Origin of the sequence: Propionibacterium acidifaciens (assembly GCF_003798325.1) — a bacterium.
Lineage (GTDB): Bacteria > Actinomycetota > Actinomycetes > Propionibacteriales > Propionibacteriaceae > Propionibacterium > Propionibacterium acidifaciens.
This window is the reverse complement of sequence record NZ_CP033719.1, coordinates 2,993,563-3,015,315: the sequence shown is the minus strand read 5'-3', so window position 1 is coordinate 3,015,315 and position 21,753 is coordinate 2,993,563. Positions and strand designations below refer to the sequence as shown.

The window sequence follows — 21,753 nt, the reverse complement described above, 5'->3', positions numbered from 1 at the left end:
GACGACCTCGAGCCGGGCACCCGGTTGATCATCGACGGCACCCCCATACCTTGCTGGGCCTGGCATGACAAGCCCGAACTCCACTCCGGCGAACACCACACCACCGGAGTCAACCTCCAGGTGGCCTGCTCCCCGACCGGACACCCCGCCTGGCCCCCGACCCGGTGCCCGGCCGCACCCACGACGCGCGGGCCCTCACCGAATCCGGCCTCCTCGACAGCAGCGATGACCCTCAGAGCAATGATCCGACCAGATGTCCTCTCACACCCGGCACACCGCAGACAAGGGATACGTCGGACTGGGACATGACCACCCCCCCCCGTCAAGAAACCAGCCGGACCACCCCAACCAGAAACCGACAAGAACTACAACCGGGCCATCAACAAGATCAGATGGCAGATCGAACAGGTCATCGCCCACCTCAAAACCTGGCACAGCCTCAAACCCCGTTGCAGACGCCCCACCGACACCATCACAGCAATACTCGGGATCATATTCACCTACACCCCATGAATAAACCTCATTGCTTCGTATGGCTGACATGAAACGAAACCGTATTTTTCGTGGATTTCCTGTGCTGTTCCGGATATGATCGGGACATGCAGGTCGGGGTCACCCCGGAAGAAACAGCCGTCCTGATCAGGTGGAAGAAGCGTTCCGACAATCGTGTGCTGGTTCGGATGAAAGCAGAAGCGATTCTGTACGCCTCCCGTGGCGTTGATGTGGATATCATCGCTGAAATGGTTGAGCGCACGGAGCGGACCGTGCAGGAATGGCTGGCCGAGTGGCAGGCCACCAGGATGTGCTCGGTGCTGACCGGCCATGCCGGGAACCAGAACGCGGCGAAACTCACTCGCACCCGGAAGGAAGAACTCAAGGCCATCTTGGCCCAGCCGCCCTCCCGGACGGGCGTCCGCGCCGAGTTCTGGGACGTCCCGGCGATACGTGACGCCGTGAAGACCCTGTTCGACGTGGAACACCAGTCGGACTTCTCGTACCAGCTGCTCCTGCGGTTCTGCGGGCCGAGCCCCGAACCGCCCGGACCCGTTCGGCGAGCACCGCAACGAGAAAGCCACCACCCGACGCATGACCGAGGTGAAGACCCAAGTCAAAAGCTTGTTGGACCAAGGCTGGGAGGTCTGCACGGCAGACGAGGTCCGCTTGGAGCACGAGGCCGAGACCCGCCGCATGCAGCCCCCGAAAGGACAACGCACCAAACTGTCCGTGGACCGGCAGAAGACGTCCCAGTCCTTCTCCGACGCCCTCCCCCCGACCAGCAGAACAGTCACGCCGTACCCGACCGAGCAGAACCAGAACACCGAGCAGACGATCCTCGCGCTGGAACGACTCCAACGCGAAACCGAGGCAGAGAAGATCGCGGTCGTCCTGGACAACGCCCGATTCCACCACGCGAAAGCGTTGACCGGCCTCCACGAGCCCGGCCGGCTGCTGGAGCGCATCACACCGACCCATCCGCCGCCGTACGCGCCCGACCACAACCCGGCCGAGCACGTCCGGAACGCGGCCAAGAACAACATCGCGACCATCCAGCACGAGACCCCCGAAGAAACCTTCGGCGCGTTCGCCTCATACATCGCCGGCCGAACATTCGACTACGACTTCGAGCACCTCCCACTCCGCGAAACCAGAAACGATCCTGTTCCATGACGGCCATTGATGCATCCATGGAATCCCCCTGATTTTTCAATGGAGTGGCGGGTTCGTCCCCTGCTTCTGCTTCTTCGATCGCTTCGGCACATGGATTGCACAGAGATCCGTCCGCATATCCGCATCAGTTGTCACGGCCCTGCGAACCTGTTCATCACTCCGATCAGCAGTTGGCGTCCCGACATGATCTCCCCCGGCTGCGACGATACCGTTCACACGGTTGGGCCATCCGGGCCCTGACATCGCTCATCGCTTGCGCATGAGCGCCAGGAACATGGCATCGGTGCCGTGCCTGTGGGGCCACAGCTGGACGAAGCGGGGATCGGTGGCCGCGGCAGCCCCGGGTATTTCTGGGATGAGGGCCGGGGCATCGAGCAGCTCGACCCGGTCACGCACGCCGGCCACGACGTCGGCGGTCTCGGCACGATGCGGCGAGCAGGTGGCGTAGGCCACCAGCCCGCCGGAGGGCACTGAGCCGAGGGCGACGTCGAGCAGGTCCTTCTGCAGCGGAACGAGCTCGTCGAGGTCGGCCGGGTCGCGGCGCCACCGCGACTCCGGGCGTCGCCGAAGGGCGCCCAGGCCCGAGCACGGCACGTCGGCGAGCACGGTCTGGAAGGCGGCCTCGTCCCAGGCCGGTTCGCCGCCGTCGGCGACGATCACTTGGTGACCGCGCCGATCGTAGCGGCGCAGGGCGAGCCTCACGAGGCGGGCCCGGTGCGGCTGGGCCTCGTTCGCGACGAGGAAGGCGCCGTGGCGGTCGGCGAGACCACGCAGGAGGGCGCTCTTGCCGCCGGGGCCGGCGCACAGGTCGAGCCAGCGCGGTCCGCGCAGGCCCGGGGCGCGGCTCAGTGCCAGGCAGACGAGCTGGCTTCCCTCGTCCTGCACGCCGGCGCGGCCGGTGCGCACCGCCTCGACCTCGGACGGATCGCCGGCGCGCCGGGCGCCCCACGGCGACCAGCGGGTGGGAACGGCTCCGGCCTCGGCGAGCTCGTCGCGCTCGCACAGGCCGGGGCGTACGACGAGCGTGGGCTCGGCGGCCGCGTTGTCGGCCGCCAGGGCCGGCTCGAGTTCGTCTGGGTCGAGCAGTTCGGCGTAGGCGTCGATGATCCACCGCGGGTGGCCGGTGCGCAGTTCGCGCTCGCGGGCCGGATCGGCGCCGGCGATGAGCGCACACCACTGCTCGAACGGACGAGCGACGATCCGGCGCATGACGGCGTTGGTGATGCCGCAGGCGCGCTCCCCCACGACGTGGGCGGCGAGGTCGACGCTCGTGTCGACGGCCGCACGGTCGGGCACGCGCATGGTCAGGCCCTGGTGGGCGCCGAGCCTCAGCACGTCGACGAGATCGGGCTCGAGCTCGTCGAGGTCGCGTCCGGAGGCCTTCTCGATGATGGCGTCGTAGCTGCCGGCCATGCGGCAGGTGCCGAAGACGAGTTCGGTGACGAAGGCCGCGTCGCGGCCGGTGATCCGCTGCTCGTCCAGGACGCGGCTGCAGGCGAGGTTGGCGTAGGCGTCGCCGCGGTCGATGTCGCGCAGTGCCTCGAGCGCGGTGCGCCTGGGCCGGTCGAGGGGACGGCGGGCCCGCGCGCGTCCGGCTTCGTGCCGGGACGGGTTGTGCGGGAACCGCCCGCGTCCGCTGCGGGGGCGGCCGTGGTCGTTCATGCCGGTTCCCGCCCGCCGTCGTCGAAGCGGGCGCCGAGGGCTGGTCTGGCGCCACGCGCCCAGTCGGCCCCGCTCATGGCCCTCCTGCCGAAGTCCTGGACGCGGACGAGCTCGAGCGCCCCGTCTCCGGTGCCGGCCCACAGGTGCCTGGCGTCGGCCTCGATGCATCCGGGGGCGAGCGCGCCGGGGTGGGGGCCCGCTGAGGCCGGGTCGTCGACGCGGGCGGCCAGCACCTTGAAGCGCCGTCCCTCGAGCAGCGTCCAAGCGCCGGGATGGGGACTGGTGCCGCGGACGGTGCGCGCGAGCCGGGCGGCGGGCACGGTCCAGTCGAGCCGGGCCTCGGCGACCTCGATCCGCGGGGCCGTCGTAGCGGCCTCGTCGTCCTGCTCGACGGGGGCGAGTCCGGCCTCGATGTCGGCCATGGTGCCGACGAGCACGTCCGCGCCGAGGACGGCCAGTCGGTCGAGCAGCTCGCCGGCCGTCTCGTCGGTGCCGACGGGCACGCGCAGCCGGCGGTGGATGGGGCCTGCGTCGAGGGCCGGGACGAGTCTGAAGGTGGTGACGCCGGTGACGGTGTCGCCGTTCATGAGTGCCCGCTGCACGGGGGCGGCGCCTCGCCAAGCGGGAAGGAGGGAGAAGTGCAGGTTCACCCAGCCGTGGGCCGGGACGGCCAGGACGTGCTCGGGGATGAGGGCGCCGTAGGCGACGACGGCGCAGACATCGGGGGCGAGCGCCGTGAGGCGCGCGACGAAGTCCTCGTCGCGCGGGCGCGACGGCTTGAGCACCTCGATGCCCAGCTCCTGCGCGGCATCGGCGACGGGCGAGGCCCTGAGTCGCCTCCCCCGCCCGCTCGGCGCGTCGGGCCTGGTGACGACGGCCACGACGTCGTACCCGGCCCCTGTCAGTGCCCGCAGACCGGGGACCGCCGTCCCAGGCGTGCCGGCGAAGACGATGCGCATGGGCCCCTCCTTCTCGCTCCCCCGCTCGGTGCCACAGCCTACCCAGGCTCCGCTCCGGGCGGGCGGTCCGACCGCCGCTCCGGGCGGACCCGCCGTCAGGACAGGTCGACCGGGTCGATGCGCACCCTTACGGCCCCCGGCTCCTTGTGCGCGCTGCGCACCGCGAGGGCCTTCTTGGCGGCGGCCGCCAGCTCGCCCCCGGCCCGCCGCGGCGCCCGGACGAGCAACCGCCACAGTGGCTCGGCCCCCGGCTCGGACGGCGGGAGCTCGACCCGGCCGAGCACCTCGGCGCACTCGGGCCAGGCGGCGAGCCGGGCGAAGTCGGTGATGACGCGCTCGGGCCCCTCGACGGCGCACATGGCCGTGGCCGGCGGGAGGCCCGCCTCGGCGCGCTGGGCCAGCTCGCGGGCGGCGAAACCCGCCGGGTCGAGCCGGACGAGGGCCTGCACCGGAGCGTCCTGCGGGGGGCCGACGAGGCAGACGGAGCCGCCCTCTGCCGCGGGGCGGACGAGCGCGACGGCGGAGAGCCAGCGCCGCAGCGCCTCCTCGGCTGCGCGCAGGTCGGCCCTGCCGAGCATGAGGGAGCCGTCCAGCAGGACGGCGGCCGCGTAGCCGGCCCGTGCGACCGGCTCGGCGCCCGGGGTCGCCACGACGAGCGCCGGCGTCTCGCCGACGCTCTCGCGCACGGTCTGACCGGAGCTGTCGACGAGGACGACCCCGGGGAAGGCCCTGCCGAGTTCCTCGGCCGTGCGCCGCGAGCCCACGAGCGGGGCCCGCAGCCGGGCGGATCCGCACCGCGGGCACTGCCAAGAGGTCATCGTGCGTCCGCACCACCGGCACGAGAGCCTGCGGCCGCCATCGGGCAGACGGTCGGCCCGAACCGGCCCGTTGCAGCCGCGGCACCGGACGGGAGCGCGGCAGTCAGCGCAGGCGAGGGCCGCGAGGTAGCCGGAGCGGGGCACCTGGACGAGCACCGGGCCCGAGGCAAGACCGGCGCGGATCGTCTCGAAGGCGCGCCGCGGGATCCGCACGGCGGAGGCCATCGGGTCGCGGCGCAGCTCCTCGTCCGAGTCCGCCGCCACGCGCACCACGGCGCAGACGCGGCGCGTCGTCGCGGCGGGCGAGGCCAGAGGGACCAGCCAGCCGGACTCGACCCAGCGCTCGATCTCGCAGGAGCGCGCGTAGGACGCGTAGAGCAGGGCGCACGGCTCGGCCGCGGCGCGCAGGGCGGCGACGTCGCGGGCGTGCGGGTAGGGGGCCCGGGGCTCGGCGAACAGGTCGTCCCCGTCGTCCCACAGGCAGATGAGCCCGAGGTCGTGCAGGGGCGCGTAGCAGGCCCCCCGGGTGCCCACCATGACGCGTGCCCGCCCCCTGCTTGCTGCCAAGTAGGTGCGGTAGCGGGCGGCCGGCCCCGACTCGGAGTGGAGCTCGGCGACGCAGCCGTCGCCGAGGCAGGCGGTGAGGGCGTCGCGCATGCGTCGCACGTCGTGCACGTCGGGCACGAGGACGAGGACGCCGCGGTGGGCGTCGAGGGCCGCCACGCAGGCCTGGACGAAGCCGCGGCGCCAGTCGTCGGCCCCGTCCCGGTCGGTGAAGAAGCGCGGTGGCACCTGCCAGTGCGCCCGCAACCGACCGCCCCGGCGCAGCGCCTCGAGGAAGCGGGGCCCTCCGGGCGCGTCCTCGAGGGCCCCGGAGGGCACGTACGATGGTTCCGGCGCGGGCCACGGGTGTTGCTCGGCGGCCTCGGTGGCGGCGTGCCGTGGCGGCACGGCGAGCCGCATGACGTCGGCGAAGGCGCCGGCGCAGTGATCGGCGACCGCCCTGATGAGCGCGATCTGGTGGGCGTCGAGCACCGGCTCGGACGAGACCACCCGCGACAGCGGCGACAGCCGCTCGACCGCGGAGTCGTCGGGCAGCTCGACGATGAAGCCGTCGACCGTGCGTCCTGCGAAGCGTGCCCGGACGCGGGCCCCGACGACGGCCGCGTCGGCCATCGCCTCGGGCACCGCGTAGTCGAAGAAGCGGTCGAGGTGGGGCAGGTGGACGTCGAGAGCGACGCGTGCGATGCGCCGTGTCGGGGCCGGCGCGTCGGTGGTCGTCATGGTGACGATCCTAGGCGGGGGCGCCGACACGGACGCCGCCGGCCGGTGAGCCCCGCGCGAAGCGCGGCCCGGTCAGCCCCGGACGGCGGCGGTGAGGGCGTCGGCGCGGTCGGTGCGCTCCCACGTGGCCTCGGGCAGCTCACGGCCGAAGTGGCCGTTGTTGGTGAACAGCGAGTAGACCGGGCGCAGGAGGTCGAGGGCGGCGATGATCGAGCGCGGACGCAGGTCGAAGACCCGCCGCACCGCCGCGACGAGCTGCTCGTCCGGGACGGCGCCGGTGCCGAAGGTGGCGACGTGCAGGCTCGTCGGATGGGCGCGGCCTATGGCGTAGCTCACCTGCACCTCGCAGCGTTCGGCGAGGCCGGCCGCGACGACGTTCTTGGCGACCCAGCGCGCGGCGTAGGAGGCGGAGCGGTCGACCTTGGAGGGATCCTTGCCGCTGAAGGCGCCGCCGCCGTGGCGGGCCATGCCGCCGTAGGTGTCGACGATGATCTTGCGGCCGGTGACACCGGCATCGCCCTGGGGGCCTCCGATGACGAAGCGTCCGGACGGGTTGACGAGGACCTGCACGTCGTCCGAGGCGACCGCATAGCCGGCGAGCACCGGGTCGATGACCTCGCGGCGGATCGCCGGTGCGAGCACGGAGTCGAGGTCGACGCCCTCGGCGTGCTGGGTGGAGACGACGACGTTCGTCACGGCGATCGGGACGATCCCGTCGTAGTCGATGGTGACCTGGGTCTTGCCGTCGGGGCCGAGGAAGTCCAGGACGCCGTCGCGGCGGACCGTCGACAGGCGCTCGGACAGGCGGTGGGCCAAGTGGATCGGCAGCGGCATGAGCTCGGGGGTCTCGGTGCAGGCGTAGCCGAACATGAGGCCTTGGTCGCCGGCGCCCTGCCGGTCGGCCTCGTCGACGGCCGAGCCGGAGCGCACTTCCCAGGAGCTCACCACACCGCCGGCGATGTCGGGCGACTGGCTGTTGAGGGACACCATGACGCCGCACGTGGCGCCGTCCAGACCCTTGTCGAACGAGTCGTAGCCGATCTCGAGCATGCGGGCGCGGGCGATGTCGGCGATGTCGACGTAGGACTCGGTGGTGGCCTCCCCCGCGACGACGGCGACGCCGTTGCTCACGAGGACCTCGATCGCGGTGTGCGAGGCGGGGTCCTGGGCGAGCATGCCGTCGACGACGGCGTCGGCGACGGCATCGGCCACCTTGTCGGGGTGGCCCTCGGTGACCGACTCGGAGGTGAACGACCTGCTCATTGGCTGCTGCCTGCTTTCCGCCCGGCGAAGAGCCGGGCATGACGCCCCGTCGACGGCCCGGGGACACTGGTGGTGCTCCGCGTCGTGCGCGCCGCGGCGGGCACGATCGACGGGCCGGTTCAGGCCGGGTCCGTGCCCGGCTCGGTCGGGGCGGGGACGGGGTCGGCCAAGGCATCGAGGTCGGCCAGCGGGTCCCCGAAGTCGAAGTCGGGGTCCTTGGCCGCCTCGGCCCGGGCGACCGCCTCGGCAGCGGGGTCGATCTGCTTGTACTCCAGGACGCCCGCGTTGATCTCCCGCATGGCGATGGACAGCGGCTTCTCCTGCGGCGCGGTGTCGACGAGCGGACCGACGTTCTCGAGCAGGCCCTCGCCGAGCTGGGAGTAGTAGGCATTGATCTGACGTGCGCGCTTGGCGGCGACGAGCACAAGACGGTACTTCGAGTCGACGTGCTCGAGCAACTCGTCGACGGACGGCGTGGTCGAGCCCTCAGGAGTCATGCTGGTCAAGATTGCAACCCTCGTCTGAATCCCCGTGGGGAATCGTTGTCGCGACGGGCGCGCCGGCGCCCGTCTGGTGTGACGGCCCGACACCGGGTGCGAGCCGCGGGAACAACTGCGTCGTGAGCGCGGGGCTCACAATCGCATCAACTGTACCAGCCTGTCGACGGTCTCATCGAGCTCGCCGTTGACGACGACCTCGTCGAACTCGGACCGGGCCTCGAGCTCGCGGGCGGCGGTGCGAAGTCGACGCTGCTGCTGCTCGGGCGTCTCGGTGCCGCGGTCCTCGAGGCGGTGCACCAGCTCGTCCCAGCTCGGGGGGGCGAGGAAGATGTGGGTGGCCATCGGGTAGGAGCCGCGCACCTGGCGGGCCCCCTGGAGGTCGATCTCGAGGATGACGGTGCGGCCGGCGGCGACGGCCTCCTCGACGGGGCGGCGCGGCGTGCCGTACCGGTGGGTGCCGTGCACGACGGCCCACTCGAGGAGCCCGTCCTCGGCGATCAGCCGGTCGAACTCCTCATCGGTGACGAACCAGTAGGCGGAGCCGTCGGTCTCGCCGGGACGGGGGTTCCTCGTCGTCGCCGAGACGGACACGAAGATCTCCGGGTGGAGCGCCTTCAGCCTGCCGCAGACCGTGCCCTTGCCCACGGCCGTGGGTCCCGAGATGACGTAGACCCCCGGTCGTGCGGCACCGATGCGGCCGCCGGGCTCGTGAGGGGTGGCACCGGCAACCGATCGCTGCTCGCCCATGGGTCAGTGGAACTCCTTCTTGAGCCCTGCGATCTGGTGGTGGCCGAGACCGCGCACGCGACGGTTGGGGGCGATGTCGAGCCGCTCCATGATGGCGGCGGCGCGCTTCTCGCCGACGCGCGGGAGGGCCTTGAGGAGGTCGACGACCTTGATGTGGGCCAGCACGTCGTCCCCCGCCGCCTGGTCGAGTGCCTGACCCAGCGTGAGCTCGCCCCTGCGCAGTCTGTTCTTGAAGTCCGCGCGAGCGCGACGGGCCTGCGTGGCGGCCGAACGAGCTGACTGGAGCTGTTCGGGCGAAAGAGTCGGAATGGCCATGGATCCTCTCCATTCGAACGTGCCGGGGACTCCTTGGACCCGGCTTTGGGAACAAGGTACCCCCTGAGTGGCGGTTTTTCTTCCTCCGTGCCTTGTTAGTGGCCAATTTCTGGGCAAATCCTCACGAAATGGACCCCTTCGACCCCTGAGACAGCCTCAGGGGGGTTCCCCAGGGGACCCTGACGGGTCGACTCAGGACGTCTCGCGGGGTGCCCTGAGGCCCGATTTGATCCTGAGGGGCTTACCATAAATGATGGTTTCATCAGTTCCGATGGTTCCGTCCCCGCCCTGAAGGTCCGCATCCCATGTCCTCCCACCTGTACCGCCTCGGCCGCGCGGCCTACCGCCGACGCGTTCTCGTCGTCCTGGCCTGGCTGCTCGTCCTCGTCACCGGCATCGTCCTCATGAACACGCTGTCGAAGGGCACGAACGACACGGTGCGCATCCCCGGCTCGTCCTCGCAGAACGCCCTCGACACGCTGAACCACGTCTTCCCGCAGGTCTCCGGCACCTCGGCGAAGATCGTCGTCGCCATGCCCGAGGGCTCCTCGGTGAGCGCCCAGCCGGTGAAGGACGCGGTGGGCGCCGCCGTGGACGAGATCGACGCGCTCGACCAGGTCTCGACGGTCGCCTCCCCGTTCTCGTCACTGGTCGACGGCGCCGTCTCCGACGACGACACGACGGCGATCATCACCGTGCAGTTCGACGGGCAGAAGAACGACCTGACCGGGGCGACGCTCGACGCCGTGCGGGGCTCGGCGGCCCAGCTCCAGTCGAGAATCGGCGACGGCGCCCGGGTCGAGGTCGGCGGCTCGGCCTTCGACAACGTCATCCCGACGATCTCCGTCACCGAGGCGATCGGCGTCGTGCTCGCGCTGATCTTCCTCATCATCTTCCTGCACAACGTCCTGGCCGCCTTCGTCCCGATCGTCATGGCGCTCGTGGGCGTGGGGGTCACCGAGTCGCTCGTCTACGCGGCCACCGGCGTCATGACCATCATGAGCACGACGGTGCTGCTGTCGGTGATGATCGGCCTGGCCGTCGGCATCGACTACTCGCTGTTCATCATCTCCCGCTACCGGGACAACCTCGCGCAGGGTCTCGACCCGGAGGAGTCCGTCGCCCGGTCCATCGCGACGGCCGGCACCGCCGTGCTCTTCGCCGGCATGACGGTCGTCATCGCCCTCGTGGGCCTGTTCGTGGCGCGCATCCCTTTCCTCACGATCATGGGCGTCGCCTCGGCGTTCGGCGTCGCGACGGCGGTGTGCGTGGCCCTCACGCTGCTGCCCGCCACGCTCGGCTTCTTCGGCACCCGCATCACCCCGCGGGCGCGCCGCAGCCGCTCCGGCCGGGACGGCTTCTTCGGCCACTGGGTGCGCCTCGTCACCGCGCGCCCGCTCGTCACCATCGTCCTCGTCGTCGCGGCCGTCGCCGCCCTCGCCGTGCCGGCCACCGGTCTGAGGCTGTCGTTGCCCATGGAGAGCGCCGCCGAGGCCGGCACCGACGTGCGCACCACCTACGACACGATCAGCGACGAGTTCGGCCCCGGCTACAACGGCCCGCTCATCGTCGTGGTGAACGTGCTCGACAGCACCGACCCGATCGACGGCATGAACAGGCTCGGCGACGACCTGGCGACGATCGACGGGGTCGCGCACATCGCCATGTCCACCCCCAACGAGTCGGGCACCTACGGCATCGTCCAGGTCATCCCGTCCGGCTCCCCCGACTCGGCCGCCACCGCCGACCTCGTGCAGGCGCTGCGCGACCGGGGCCCGGCCATGGCCGACCGGTACGGCTTCCGCGACTTCGCGGTGACCGGCATCACGGCCGTCGCGGTCGACGTCTCGGCGAAGCTCACGAGCGCCCTGCTGCCCTACGGCGTCTTCGTCGTCGGCCTCTCGCTCGTCCTGCTCGTCATGGTCTTCGGCTCGATCGCCGTGCCGATCAAGGCGACCATCGGCTACCTGCTGTCGATCCTCGCCTCCTTCGGCGTGACGACGAGCATCTTCGTCGACGGTCACCTGGCGTCGCGGCTCGGCGCCGACTTCACCGGCTCGTTGATCTGCTTCCTGCCGATCATCGTCATGGGTGTCCTGTTCGGGCTGGCCATGGACTACGAGGTCTTCCTCGTCTCGCGCACCGCCGAGGAGTACGTCCACAGCGGCGACCCGGTGCAGGCCATCCACAACGGCTTCCGCAAGGCGGCCCCGGTGGTCAGCACGGCCGCGCTCATCATGCTGAGCGTCTTCGCGATGTTCATCCCCGAGGGCAGCTCCGGCATCATCAAGCCGATCGCCACGGCCCTGACGGTCGGCGTCTTCGTCGACGCCTTCATCGTGCGCATGACCTTCGTCCCGGCGGTCCTCACACTGCTGGGACACCGGGCCTGGTCGATGCCCGAGCGGCTGGCCAGGGCGCTGCCCCGCTTCGACGTCGAGGGCGCGGGCCTGGCCCGTCAGCTCTCGCTCGAGGGCTGGCCCGCCGATCCCCGCGAGGCCGTCGCCACGCGCGCCATGGTCGTGCGAGACCGCAACGGCGCGGCGCTCAACCGTCCGATCGACCTCGACCTGCACCCCGGCCGGATCGCCGTCCTCACCGGGCCGGAGGGCTCGGGCAAGTCCGAGCTGATGCTCGGCCTCACCGGCCGACTCGCCGGCTTCGACGGCGACGCGCGGGTGGCCGGGCTCCTGCTGCCCGAGCGCAACGCCGCGGTCCGGTCCCGCAGCGTGCTGGCCTCCGGCGGCAAGGACGTCAACGGCGTCCTCGCCGAGGGGCTGCACCGCGGGGTCGCGCTGGCGGCCGTCGACGACGCGGACGCCGTCATCGGCGCGAACCGCACGGCCCGGGCCCGCGAGCTCATCGGCCGGCTCGTCGCGGACGGAGCCTGCGTCCTGCTCACCGGCGCGAACCCCGGTTCGGTCGCTCACGTGCTGCCCGCCGGCGCGGTCCCGGTCGAGATCCCGATGGAGCCGCCGCCGCAGCACGCCCGCCCGGCGCCGCAGCGCACCGGTGACACCGCCGGCGCGGACGAGCGGTCCGCCCGATCCACCATCCTTCTCGAGGAGGCCTCACGATGAGAGCACGAACGATCGGCAATCTGCGGGGACGCGCCTCCTGGCGCACCTGGGTGGCGCTGCTGTGCGTGCCCGCCCTCCTCATGGGCGTCCTCGTGCTCGCCTTCCACGACCCCGGATCCCAACTGGACAAGGTGAACGCCGCCGTCGTGAACGACGACACCCCGGTCACCGTCGACGGCCAGGTGCGCCCGATGGGCCGCCAGCTCGCCAAGGAGCTCGTCAACGCGAGCGGCGACGACTACAACTGGGTGCTCACCACCGCAGACGACGCCTCCCAGGGCCTTGCCGACGGCGACTACTCGGTCGCCGTCGAGATCCCCTCGGACTTCTCGGCGAAGGCCACCTCGGTGGCCGGGAACGACGCGGGCGCCGTCACCCAGGCCTCCGTGACGATCACCACGGCGGCCGACTCCCCGCTGCTCGACGCCCAGGTCGGCACGACACTGGCCGACGCCGCCGAGCGCTCGCTCGGCCAGCAGATCACCCAGACCTACGTCGACACGGTCCTCACGAGCATGGGGACTCTGCATGACGGGCTGTCGACAGCGGCGGACGGGGCCGACGAACTGTCCGCCGGCACGACGAGCGCCGATGACGGCGCCTCCCGACTCGCCGACGGCGCCGGCACGCTGGCGGACGGCATGGACACCCTGGCGACCGGCCAGCAGGGCCTCGCCGACGGCCTCGGCCAGCTGCAGACCCGGACCGCCGACCTGCCGAACCAGACCCAGCAGCTCGCCGACGGCGCCTCCCGGCTGGCCACCGGCGCCCACCAGGTGTCCGACGGCACGACGGACGTCGTGAACGGGGCGAACCGGCTCGCCGGCGCGAACCAGACCCTCAGCTCCGGGGCGAGCACCCTGTCGGGCGGCGCCTCCCAGCTGGCCGGCGCCCTGTCGGGCGCCCAGCAGCAGCTCACCGGTCTGCCCGACCAGACCCAGCAGCTCGCCGACGGCGCCGCCGGAGTGAGCACCGGGGTCGACACCGTCGCCACCTCCGTGACCCAGCTCCAGCAGGCCGCGAACGCCTGCGCCCAGGGCGTCACGGCGTACTGCCAGGGCGTCGCCGACGGGCTGGACCAGCTGGGCGGGCAGATGGGCGCCCTGCAGTCCGGGGCCTCCCAGGTCGCCACCGGCACCTCGGCCCTCAACACGAGCGCCGCCGGGCTGTCCGGCGGCATCGGCGAGGCGGCCGACAGCGCCGGCCGGCTCGCGGACGGGGCGGGCTCGCTCGCCGACGGCGCCTCCCAGGCCGCCGCCGGCGCGAACGACCTCGCCTCCGGCGCGACGAACCTCCAGTCCGGCGCCCAGCAGGTCGCCACCGGCGCGGACGGCCTCTCCGGCGCCACGAGCACCCTGGCCTCATCCTCGCAGTCCCTCGTCGACGCCATCTCCTCGGCCAAGAGCGGGGCCGACCAGCTCGTCACCGGCATGAACACGGCCCGGGACGGCTCGCACTCTCTCGCCGACGGCGCCCGGAGCCTCCACGACGGCACCACCGGGCTCAAGGACGGCGCCGGCACGCTCGCGAGCAGCCTGCGCGACGCCTCGAACCAGGTGCCCAGCTACACCTCCGACCAGCGCGACCAGATCTCCGACGTCGTCACGACCCCTCTCGTCTCCACGACGAGCGGTCTGGGCTCCTACACCCGCTCGGCGGTCGCCCTGTTCGGGGTCGTGGCCCTGTGGGTGGCGGCCATCGCCTTCAGCGCGGTGAGCCCCGCGATCACGAGGACGGCCTTCGAGTCGAACCTGCCGACCTGGCAGCTGGCGCTGCGCTCGCTCGGCCCGACCCTGCTGTTCTCCGCGGCCTGCGGCCTCATCGTCGGCGCCGTCGCGGCCCTCGCCCTGCACCCGGGGCTCGGGGCCTTCTTCGCCGTCGCCGCGGCGGCATTCGTCATCGAGCTCGTCTTCCTCGCCATCAACCAGGCCCTCGGCTCCGTCCACCGCATCGGGGGGCCCGTCGTGGCACTGGCCGTGCTCATCCTGGCCGTCGTCGGCGGCGTCTGGTCAGCCCAGCCCGCCTGGATGCAGTCGGTCGCCGGCTTCCTGCCGACCGATCCCTCGGTGGGTCTCCTGCGCGCCATGGCGGTGCCCACGAGCGCCGGCCTGGCCGGCATGATCGCGGCGCTCCTGGTGTGGTGGCTGGTTGCGGTCGTCGCGCTCGTCGTCCTGACCGGCCGTTCGCGCACGACGACACTCCCCGCGACCACGGATCCGACGCTCGGGTGAGCGGCTCGGGACGGGGTGCGCGACAATGAGTGCGATGAACATCGTCGAAGCAGCGGGGAAGGCCGCCGGCACGGTCGGCAAGGGCCGCCACGGCAGACGCCGGGCGGCGACCCGCGCCGCCCTCGTCCAGGCGGCGCAGCAGCTCATCGCCGAGGGGCGCACCGATGTCCCGATCTCGACGATCACCGAGCTCGCCGACGTGGGCTTCGGCTCGTTCTACAACCACTTCAAGACGAAGGAGCAGCTGTTCTCGGTGGCCTTCGCCGAGGCGATGGAAGGCTTCAGCCTCACCCTGGGACGGCTCATCAAGGGCGTCGACGACCCGGCCAGGGCCGTGGCGATCGGTTTCCGCGTCATCGGGCGGGTCGCCGAGGTGGCCCCCGGCTTCGCCTCGCTCGTGACCCGCTCCGGGCCGGCCTCGCTGCTGTTCGACGGCGCCCTGCGCCAGACCTCCGTACACCTCATCGGCCGGGGCATCCGGTCCGGGCGGTTCTCCCTGCCGAGCGCGGAGGTCGCCTACGCGGCGATCGGCGGATCCCTCCTGGGGGTGGTCTCCTGGCTCCTGTCCGAGCCCGGCGAGAGCACCGAGGACGTCGTCGATGCCCTCGCGGCGGGCGTCCTGCGCATGCTCGGCCTGCCCGACGACGAGTCGGAGCTCATCGCGCGCGAGGAGCTGCCCGAGTGCATCCCTGACGAGTCGCTGGCCGCGCTGGCCACCTTCGTCAAGGCGTCCTGACCGGCGTTCCGGCCCGGACAGGGACGGCTCAGCGCAGGACGAGCGCGGACGCCGCGTCGCGCAGCGCGGCCGGGTCGGGTCCGGCCCGCAGCACCCCGCGCGAGGCGCTCGGCAGCACCCGGTCGACGGCGTCGCCGAAGATGCCGGCGAGGGACTCGACGGTGCCGCCCTGGGCGCCGATGCCAGGCGCCAGCACCCAACCCGTGAAGCCCGCCAGGTCGATGCCAGCGCTCTCGCGCGTGGCGCCGATGACGAGGCCGATGTCGTCGAGGCCGGTCCGGTCGTTCTCGGCGCGGGCGGCGTCGAGCACCCGCTGGGCGACGCTGCGGCCCCCGGCGTCGGCGAGCTGGACATCCCCGCCCTCGGGATTGCTCGTGCGGCACAGGACGAACAGGCCGCGGCCCGTCCCGTGGGCCAGGTCGACGGCCGGGCGCAGCGACTCGAAGCCCAGGTAGGGGCTCACGGTGATCGAGTCGGCCGCCAGCGGGGCGCCGTCGGCCAGGGTGGCCCTGGCGTAGGCGTCCATCGTCGAACCGATGTCGCCGCGCTTGACGTCGAGGATCGACAGGGCGCCGGCCTGGGCGATGTCGCCCAGGACGCGCTGGAGCGCGGCGAGGCCGGCGGGGCCGAAGACCTCGAAGAAGGCGCTCTGGGGCTTGAAGACCGCGACCTGCTCGCCGAGGGCCTCGACGGCGCGGCGGGCCATCGTCTCGATGCCCGCGGCGTCGTGGGCCAGACCCCAGTCGCGGACGATCCGCTCGTGGGGGTCGAGGCCGACGCACAGCCGGCCGCGCTGGGCTGTGGCGGCGGCGAGCCGCGCACCGAAGGACTCCGTCATCGTCGTCCCCGCTCTCATTCCGGGCGGCACAGCTTGTTGATGCCCATGACGAGGGCGGGGCCCTCGAAGATGAAGCCGGTGTAGACCTGCACGAGCCGGGCCCCGGCGTCAAACATGGCCTGGGCGTCCGCGGGCGTCATGATGCCGCCGACGCCCATGACCGGGAGCCCGGTGCGGTGGGTGATCCAGCCCACGCGCTCGAGGGCCATCGCCGTGAGGGGCCGGCCGGACAGGCCACCCGCCTGGCCCGCCAGGTGTCGGTCGGCCGGGGCGAGGCCCTCGCGCCCCATGGTGGTGTTCGTCGCGATGATGCCGGCGATGCCGGCGCCCTCGCAGGCCGTGAGGAGGTCGTCGAGCTGGCCGGCGGACAGGTCGGGGGCGAGCTTGACGAAGACCGGGACGGGATGCTCGGGGTCGAGCTCGCGGGCGCGGCCGACGAGCGCGCCGGTCAGCTCCTCGATCTCGCGCTGGCTCTGGAGGCTGCGCAGCCCCGGCGTGTTGGGGCTCGAGACGTTGATGGCGATGTAGTCGGCGTACGGCGCGAGGGCCTCGAGGCTGAACAGGTAGTCCGGCACGGCCTCGGCGAGCGGGGTCTTCTTCGTCTTGCCGATGGAGACGCCCATCGGCGCGCCCAGCCGGTTGTTGCCGCGTCGGACGCCGGCTGCGTCGAGCTTGGCCGCCATCGCCTCGGCGCCGTTGTTGTTGAAGCCCATCCGGTTGATGATCGCCTCGGAACGGACGAGCCGGAACAGGCGGGGGCGCGGGTTGCCGGGCTGGGCGTGGCGGGTGACGGTGCCGAGCTCGGCGAAGCCGAAGCCGAGCGAGCCCCACGCAGCGGCGGCCACGGCGTCCTTGTCGAGGCCGGCGGCGACGCCGACCCGGCCCGGGAAGTGGATGCCGGCCACGTCGACCGGGTCGCGGTCGGTGCCGAGGAGGCGCTCGACGAGCCCGAGCAGCGGCTCGGGCAGGTGGCCCAGCGTCGAGATGAGCTGGCCGTGGATCCTCTCCGGGTCGCCGCCGTGCATGCGGAACAGCACGGGTCGGACGACCTCCCTGTAGCCGCAGCGGATGGCCCGCACGTACAATTCGTCGGCACTGGGCATGACCGGTCTCCTCGTTCTCGTGTGCCTGCTTCAGCCGCGTCGGGCGAAGTGCTCGTCCATGTCGGCGCCCCACTTCTGGAGCGGGCGCACCGAGATGCCCCCGCCGCGCACCGCCTGGATCGCCTGGACGGCCGACTCGAGCGCCTGGACGGTGGTGATCGAGGGCACGCCGTGCAGGATCGCCGCCGTGCGGATCTCATAGCCGTCGCCTCGAGGCCTGCCTCCGCGGGTCTCACCGGTCGGCGTGTTGAAGATGAGCGAGACCTCGTCGGCCTCGATGAGGTCGACGATGGTGGGTTCGCCGTGGGGCCCGCGGCCCTGGGTGTACTTGCGCACCGGCGTCACGTCGATGTCGTGCATCATGAGCACACTCGCGGTGCCCTCGGTGGCGAGGACCCGGAAGCCCATCTCCAAGAGCTCCTTGAGCGGCAGAATGATGTGGCGCTTGTCGCGGTTGGCCGCCGAGACGAACACGGCGCCGCTCGTGGGCAGCGAGCCGTAGACGGCCTCCTGGGCCTTGGCGAAGGCCACGCCGAAGGTGCGGTCGATGCCCATGACCTCGCCCGTCGAGCGCATCTCGGGTCCGAGCAGGGTGTCGACGCTGCGGCCCTGCTTCGTGAGAAAGCGGCTGAACGGCATGACGGCCTCCTTGACGGCGATCGGCATGCCGCGCCAGCGGGCGGCGCCGTCGCCGGTGGGGCGCAGCATGCCCGTCGCGCGCAGTTCGGCGATCGAGGAGCCGAGCATGATGAGCGTCGCCGCCTTGGCCAGCTGGGTGTTCGTCGCCTTCGAGACGAACGGGACCGTGCGCGAGGCGCGCGGGTTCGCCTCGATGACGTAGAGCGTGTCGGCGGACAGGGCGTACTGGATGTTGATGAGGCCCTGCACGCCGACGCCGCGCGCGATGGCCTCGGTGCTCGTGCGGATCTGCTCGAGGACCGCGTCGCCGAGCGTGGCCGGGGGCAGCGAGCAGGCCGAGTCGCCGGAGTGGATGCCCGCCTCCTCGATGTGCTCCATGATGCCGCCGACGTACAGTTCGGAGCCGTCGTGGAGGGCGTCGACGTCGATCTCAATGGCGTCGTCGAGGAAGCGGTCGACGAGCACCGGGGACTCGGGTCCGATGAGCGTGGAGTTCTCGATGTAGGCGGCCAGCGAGGGCTCGTCGTAGACGATCTCCATGCCGCGCCCGCCGAGCACGTAGCTGGGCCGCACGAGCACCGGGTAGCCGATGCCCTCGGCGACGGCCCGGGCCTGGTCGAAGCTCGTGGCCATGCCGTACTTCGGCGCGGGCAGGCCGGCTGCGTCGAGCACCTTCTCGAAGGCCTCCCGGTCCTCCGCGAGGAAGATCGCCTCGGGGCTCGTGCCGACGATCCGCACGCCCGCGTCCTCGAGCCGCTGGCTCAGGCGCAGCGGGGTCTGGCCGCCGAGCTGGACGATGACGCCGGCGACGGGGCCGGCCTGGCACTCGGCGTGATGGACCTCCAGCACGTCCTCGAGCGTGAGCGGCTCGAAGTAGAGGCGGTCCGAGGTGTCGTAGTCGGTGGAGACGGTCTCGGGGTTGCAGTTGACCATGACCGACTCGTAGCCGTTGGCGCTGAGCACCTCGGCGGCGTGGACGCACGAGTAGTCGAACTCGATGCCCTGACCGATGCGGTTGGGGCCCGACCCGAGGATGAGGACGGCGGGCCGCTCGCGCGGGGCGACCTCGGTCTCCTCGTCGTAGCTCGAGTAGTGGTACGGGGTACGGGCGGCGAACTCGGCGGCGCAGGTGTCGACGGTCTTGTAGACGGGCCGCACGCCGAGCTCCCAGCGCCGCGCGCGCACCTGCGCCTCGTCGATGCCCCGCAGGACCGCGATCTGCCGGTCGGACAGGCCGTGACGCTTGGCCAGGCGCAGCAGCGGCTCGTCGAGCGCATCGGCGGTGCGGACCTGCTCGCCGACCTCGTGGACGAGGGCGACCTGGTCGAGGAACCACGGGTCGATGGCGGTGATCTCCTGGATCCGTTCGACGGGCACTCCGGCGCGCAGCGCCTCGCCGATCTCCAGGATGCGGCCGTCGTGCGGGCGGGCCAGGGACGCGAGGATCGCATCGGCGTCGCCGTCGAACTCGTCCGACAGCCAGAAGCCGGAGCCCTGCTCGGTGGAGCGCAGCGCCTTGCCGAAGGCCTCGGTGAAGTTCCGGCCGATGCCCATCGCCTCGCCCACCGACTTCATGTGGGTGGTCAGCGTGGCGTCGGCGTAGGGGAACTTCTCGAAGGCGAAGCGCGGCACCTTGACGATGACGTAGTCGAGGGTGGGCTCGAAGCTGGCAGGCGTCTGCCGGGTGATGTCGTTGGGGATCTCGTCGAGGGTGTAGCCGACGGCGACCTTCGCGGCGATCTTGGCGATCGGGAAGCCGGTGGCCTTGGAGGCCAGCGCCGAGGAGCGGGAGACGCGCGGGTTCATCTCGATGACGATGAGCCGACCGTCGTCGGGGTTGATCGCGAACTGGATGTTGCAGCCGCCGGTGTCGACGCCGACGGCGCGGATGATCGCGATGCCGACGTCGCGCATCCGCTGGTACTCGCGGTCGGTCAGCGTCATCGCCGGGGCCACGGTGATCGAATCGCCGGTGTGGATGCCCATCGGGTCGAAGTTCTCGATGGAACACACGATGACGACGTTGTCCGCCTTGTCGCGCATGACCTCCAGCTCGAACTCCTTCCAGCCCAGCACCGACTCCTCGACGAGGACCTCGGTGACCGGGCTGGCGTCCAGACCGATGGCGGCCATCGCGACGAGCTCGTCGTGATCGTGCGCGAGGCCGGAGCCGACGCCGCCCATCGTGTAGCTGGGGCGCAGCACGAGCGGGTAGCCGAGGTCGTCGGCGGCCCGCTCGACGTCGGCGATGCTGTGGCAGATGTGGGAGCGGGCGACCTCGGGGTCGCCCACCGGCAGGCCCTCGACGATCTCCTTGAACCGCTCGCGGTTCTCGCCGCGCTGGATCGCCTCGACGTTCGCGCCGATGAGCTCGACGCCGTACCGCTCGAGGGCGCCGGACTCGTACAGCGAGATGGCGGTGTTGAGGGCGGTCTGCCCGCCGAGGGTGGCCAGCAGGGCGTCCGGTCGCTCGGCGGCGATGACCTTCTCGACGAACCCGGGGGTGATCGGCTCGATGTAGGTGGCGTCGGCGAACTCGGGGTCGGTCATGATGGTGGCCGGGTTGGAGTTCACGAGGATGACGCGGTAGCCCTCGTCGCGCAGGACGCGGCAGGCCTGGGTGCCGGAGTAGTCGAACTCGGCGGCCTGGCCGATGACGATCGGGCCGGAGCCGATGACGAGAACGGATGAGATGTCGGTGCGCTTGGGCATCAGGCCTGCTCCCCCGCCGTGGTCGTGCGTGCATTGTCGGCCATCATCGCGACGAACTCGTCGAAGAGGTACGAGGCGTCGTGCGGGCCGGCGGCCGCCTCGGGGTGGTACTGCACCGAGAAGGCGACGAGCCGGCCGTCGCGGGTCAGTCGCAGACCCTCGACGACGCCGTCGTTGAGGCAGACGTGCGAGACCTCGACGCGCCCGTACGCCGTGTCGACCGGGTGGTCGGTCGGCGCGTCGACGGCGAAGCCGTGGTTGTGGGCCGTGATCCCGATCCTGCCGGTGGCGCGGTCGAGGACCGGCTGGTTGATGCCGCGGTGGCCGTACTTGAGCTTGTAGGTGTCGAAGCCCAGGGCCCGGCCGAGCACCTGGTTGCCCATGCAGATGCCGAACAGCGGCAGGCCCGCGGCGAGCGCCCTGCGGCACAGCTCGGCGGCGGCGGCGGCGGTCGACGGGTCGCCCGGCCCGTTGGACAGGAAGAGGCCGTCGGGGCCGATGGCCCGCACCTGCTCCCAGTCGGCGGTGGCGGGCAGCACGTGGACCTCGATGCCGCGCTCGGACAGGCGGTGCGGGGTCATGGACTTGATGCCGAGGTCGATGGCGACGACGGTGAACCGCTTCTCGCCCCGGGCCGGCACGACATAGGGCCTCGCCGTCGTGACGCGCCCGACGAGGTCGGCGCCGGCCATCGGCGGGACGCGCCGGACCCGGGCCAGGAGGGCGTCGACGTCGGCACCGAGGGAGCTGATGCCGACCCGCATGGCACCGCGCTCGCGCAGATGGCGGGTCAGGGCGCGGGTGTCGATGGCGGAGATGCCGACGACGCCCTGCCGCACGAGCTCCTCGTCGAGGCTGCGCCTGCTGCGCCAGTTCGAGGGAACCCGGGAGGGATCGCGCACGACGTAGCCGGCGACCCAGATGCGACCGGACTCGTCGTCCTCGTCATTCCAGCCGGTATTGCCGATGTGGGGTGCGGTGGCCACGACCACCTGGCCCTCGTAGCTGGGATCGGTGAGGGTCTCCTGGTAGCCGGTCATGCCGGTGGAGAACACCGCCTCGCCGAAGGTCTCGCCGAGGGCCCCGAAGGCCCGGCCGTGGAAGACCCGGCCGTCCTCGAGAACCAGGATCGCGTCTTTTCCGTGCGCGCTCATGACCATCCTTCCCCGCCCTGAGCGGGCCGCGAGTACGAGACCTG

At 71.8% G+C, this 21,753-nt stretch carries 17 protein-coding genes; 5 read left to right on the top strand and 12 right to left on the bottom strand.

Annotated elements, in window-relative coordinates:
- Window positions 1-378: 378 nt before the first annotated feature.
- Window positions 379-513 carry a transposase gene (locus tag EGX94_RS14490; RefSeq protein WP_226906106.1) on the top strand — a complete coding sequence of 45 codons (135 nt, stop codon included), beginning with the start codon at window positions 379-381 and terminating at the stop codon, window positions 511-513.
- Here the strand turns inward: EGX94_RS14490 and EGX94_RS13525 are convergent.
- Entirely contained in the window at window positions 501-980 is a 480-nt protein-coding gene (locus EGX94_RS13525; RefSeq protein WP_021798455.1) for a hypothetical protein, read from the bottom strand. The genes EGX94_RS14490 and EGX94_RS13525 overlap by 13 nt on opposite strands.
- A gap of 106 nt (window positions 981-1,086) precedes the next feature.
- Here EGX94_RS13525 and EGX94_RS12940 point away from each other — a divergent pair, with 106 nt between their 5' ends.
- On the top strand, window positions 1,087-1,668 hold the full coding sequence (locus tag EGX94_RS12940; RefSeq protein ID WP_021798466.1) for a transposase: 582 nt from the start codon (window positions 1,087-1,089) through the stop codon (window positions 1,666-1,668).
- Window positions 1,669-1,914: 246 nt separating this feature from the next.
- Here EGX94_RS12940 and EGX94_RS12935 read toward each other — a convergent pair whose 3' ends face one another.
- The 7 genes from EGX94_RS12935 to mihF form a co-directional block, all read right to left on the bottom strand.
- The gene (locus EGX94_RS12935) at window positions 1,915-3,330 is read right to left on the bottom strand and encodes an RsmB/NOP family class I SAM-dependent RNA methyltransferase (protein ID WP_021798456.1); all 1,416 of its coding nucleotides are present in this window, start codon (window positions 3,328-3,330) and stop codon (window positions 1,915-1,917) included.
- The gene (gene fmt / locus EGX94_RS12930) at window positions 3,327-4,289 is read right to left on the bottom strand and encodes a methionyl-tRNA formyltransferase (protein WP_021798452.1); all 963 of its coding nucleotides are present in this window, start codon (window positions 4,287-4,289) and stop codon (window positions 3,327-3,329) included. Before fmt ends, EGX94_RS12935 begins: the two co-directional genes overlap by 4 nt.
- Before the next feature lie 95 nt (window positions 4,290-4,384).
- Window positions 4,385-6,391, bottom strand: a complete 2,007-nt coding sequence (locus EGX94_RS12925; RefSeq protein ID WP_123826397.1) for a primosomal protein N' — start codon at window positions 6,389-6,391, stop codon at window positions 4,385-4,387.
- A 72-nt stretch (window positions 6,392-6,463) separates the two neighbouring features.
- Window positions 6,464-7,654, bottom strand: coding sequence for a methionine adenosyltransferase (gene metK / locus EGX94_RS12920; protein ID WP_021798929.1), 1,191 nt, complete (start codon window positions 7,652-7,654; stop codon window positions 6,464-6,466).
- Between the two features lie 119 nt (window positions 7,655-7,773).
- A complete protein-coding gene (gene rpoZ, locus EGX94_RS12915) occupies window positions 7,774-8,160 on the bottom strand; it encodes a DNA-directed RNA polymerase subunit omega (RefSeq protein ID WP_021798925.1) in 387 nt (128 codons plus the stop codon).
- A 126-nt stretch (window positions 8,161-8,286) separates the two neighbouring features.
- Complete coding sequence (gene gmk, locus EGX94_RS12910; RefSeq protein ID WP_021798923.1) at window positions 8,287-8,901, bottom strand: guanylate kinase; 615 nt, start codon at window positions 8,899-8,901, stop codon at window positions 8,287-8,289.
- 3 nt (window positions 8,902-8,904) lie between these two features.
- Window positions 8,905-9,216, bottom strand: coding sequence for an integration host factor, actinobacterial type (mihF, locus tag EGX94_RS12905; RefSeq protein WP_021798926.1), 312 nt, complete (start codon window positions 9,214-9,216; stop codon window positions 8,905-8,907).
- A gap of 305 nt (window positions 9,217-9,521) precedes the next feature.
- On the opposite strand from mihF, the gene EGX94_RS12900 reads away from it, so the two are divergent.
- From EGX94_RS12900 to EGX94_RS12890, 3 genes are read left to right on the top strand one after another with little or no spacing between them, the layout of a single operon-like run.
- Window positions 9,522-12,296 (top strand): MMPL family transporter, encoded by a 2,775-nt coding sequence (locus EGX94_RS12900; RefSeq protein WP_021798931.1) that lies wholly within the window; start codon window positions 9,522-9,524, stop codon window positions 12,294-12,296.
- Window positions 12,293-14,527, top strand: coding sequence for a YhgE/Pip domain-containing protein (locus EGX94_RS12895; RefSeq protein WP_021798922.1), 2,235 nt, complete (start codon window positions 12,293-12,295; stop codon window positions 14,525-14,527). Before EGX94_RS12900 ends, EGX94_RS12895 begins: the two co-directional genes overlap by 4 nt.
- A gap of 34 nt (window positions 14,528-14,561) precedes the next feature.
- The gene (locus tag EGX94_RS12890; RefSeq protein WP_021798933.1) at window positions 14,562-15,263 is read left to right on the top strand and encodes a TetR/AcrR family transcriptional regulator; all 702 of its coding nucleotides are present in this window, start codon (window positions 14,562-14,564) and stop codon (window positions 15,261-15,263) included.
- Between the two features lie 28 nt (window positions 15,264-15,291).
- Here EGX94_RS12890 and pyrF read toward each other — a convergent pair whose 3' ends face one another.
- From pyrF to carA, 4 genes are read right to left on the bottom strand one after another with little or no spacing between them, the layout of a single operon-like run.
- Window positions 15,292-16,101: an orotidine-5'-phosphate decarboxylase gene (gene pyrF / locus EGX94_RS12885; RefSeq protein ID WP_021798927.1), complete on the bottom strand. Its 810-nt coding sequence runs from the start codon at window positions 16,099-16,101 to the stop codon at window positions 15,292-15,294.
- A gap of 14 nt (window positions 16,102-16,115) precedes the next feature.
- Window positions 16,116-17,204, bottom strand: coding sequence for a quinone-dependent dihydroorotate dehydrogenase (locus EGX94_RS12880; protein ID WP_021798924.1), 1,089 nt, complete (start codon window positions 17,202-17,204; stop codon window positions 16,116-16,118).
- Between the two features lie 30 nt (window positions 17,205-17,234).
- Window positions 17,235-20,555, bottom strand: a complete 3,321-nt coding sequence (gene carB, locus EGX94_RS12875; protein WP_021798921.1) for a carbamoyl-phosphate synthase large subunit — start codon at window positions 20,553-20,555, stop codon at window positions 17,235-17,237.
- The gene (gene carA / locus EGX94_RS12870; RefSeq protein ID WP_123826395.1) at window positions 20,555-21,709 is read right to left on the bottom strand and encodes a glutamine-hydrolyzing carbamoyl-phosphate synthase small subunit; all 1,155 of its coding nucleotides are present in this window, start codon (window positions 21,707-21,709) and stop codon (window positions 20,555-20,557) included. Before carA ends, carB begins: the two co-directional genes overlap by 1 nt.
- Between the last annotated feature and the right edge of the window lie 44 nt (window positions 21,710-21,753).

Excerpts from the sequence above, each read along its gene's own strand:
- EGX94_RS12890 (WP_021798933.1), top strand. The coding sequence starts at position 14,562 with ATGAACATCGTCGAAGCAGCGGGGAAGGCCGCCGGCACGGTCGGCAAG.
- EGX94_RS12895 (WP_021798922.1), top strand. The coding sequence starts at position 12,293 with ATGAGAGCACGAACGATCGGCAATCTGCGGGGACGCGCCTCCTGGCGC.
- fmt (WP_021798452.1), bottom strand. The coding sequence starts at position 4,289 with ATGCGCATCGTCTTCGCCGGCACGCCTGGGACGGCGGTCCCCGGTCTG.
- EGX94_RS12880 (WP_021798924.1), bottom strand. The coding sequence starts at position 17,204 with ATGCCCAGTGCCGACGAATTGTACGTGCGGGCCATCCGCTGCGGCTAC.
- pyrF (WP_021798927.1), bottom strand. The coding sequence starts at position 16,101 with ATGACGGAGTCCTTCGGTGCGCGGCTCGCCGCCGCCACAGCCCAGCGC.
- metK (WP_021798929.1), bottom strand. The coding sequence starts at position 7,654 with ATGAGCAGGTCGTTCACCTCCGAGTCGGTCACCGAGGGCCACCCCGAC.
- EGX94_RS12935 (WP_021798456.1), bottom strand. The coding sequence starts at position 3,330 with ATGAACGACCACGGCCGCCCCCGCAGCGGACGCGGGCGGTTCCCGCAC.
- carA (WP_123826395.1), bottom strand. The coding sequence starts at position 21,709 with ATGAGCGCGCACGGAAAAGACGCGATCCTGGTTCTCGAGGACGGCCGG.
- gmk (WP_021798923.1), bottom strand. The coding sequence starts at position 8,901 with ATGGGCGAGCAGCGATCGGTTGCCGGTGCCACCCCTCACGAGCCCGGC.
- EGX94_RS12940 (WP_021798466.1), top strand. The coding sequence starts at position 1,087 with ATGACCGAGGTGAAGACCCAAGTCAAAAGCTTGTTGGACCAAGGCTGG.
- EGX94_RS12900 (WP_021798931.1), top strand. The coding sequence starts at position 9,522 with ATGTCCTCCCACCTGTACCGCCTCGGCCGCGCGGCCTACCGCCGACGC.
- EGX94_RS12925 (WP_123826397.1), bottom strand. The coding sequence starts at position 6,391 with ATGACGACCACCGACGCGCCGGCCCCGACACGGCGCATCGCACGCGTC.
- carB (WP_021798921.1), bottom strand. The coding sequence starts at position 20,555 with ATGCCCAAGCGCACCGACATCTCATCCGTTCTCGTCATCGGCTCCGGC.
- mihF (WP_021798926.1), bottom strand. The coding sequence starts at position 9,216 with ATGGCCATTCCGACTCTTTCGCCCGAACAGCTCCAGTCAGCTCGTTCG.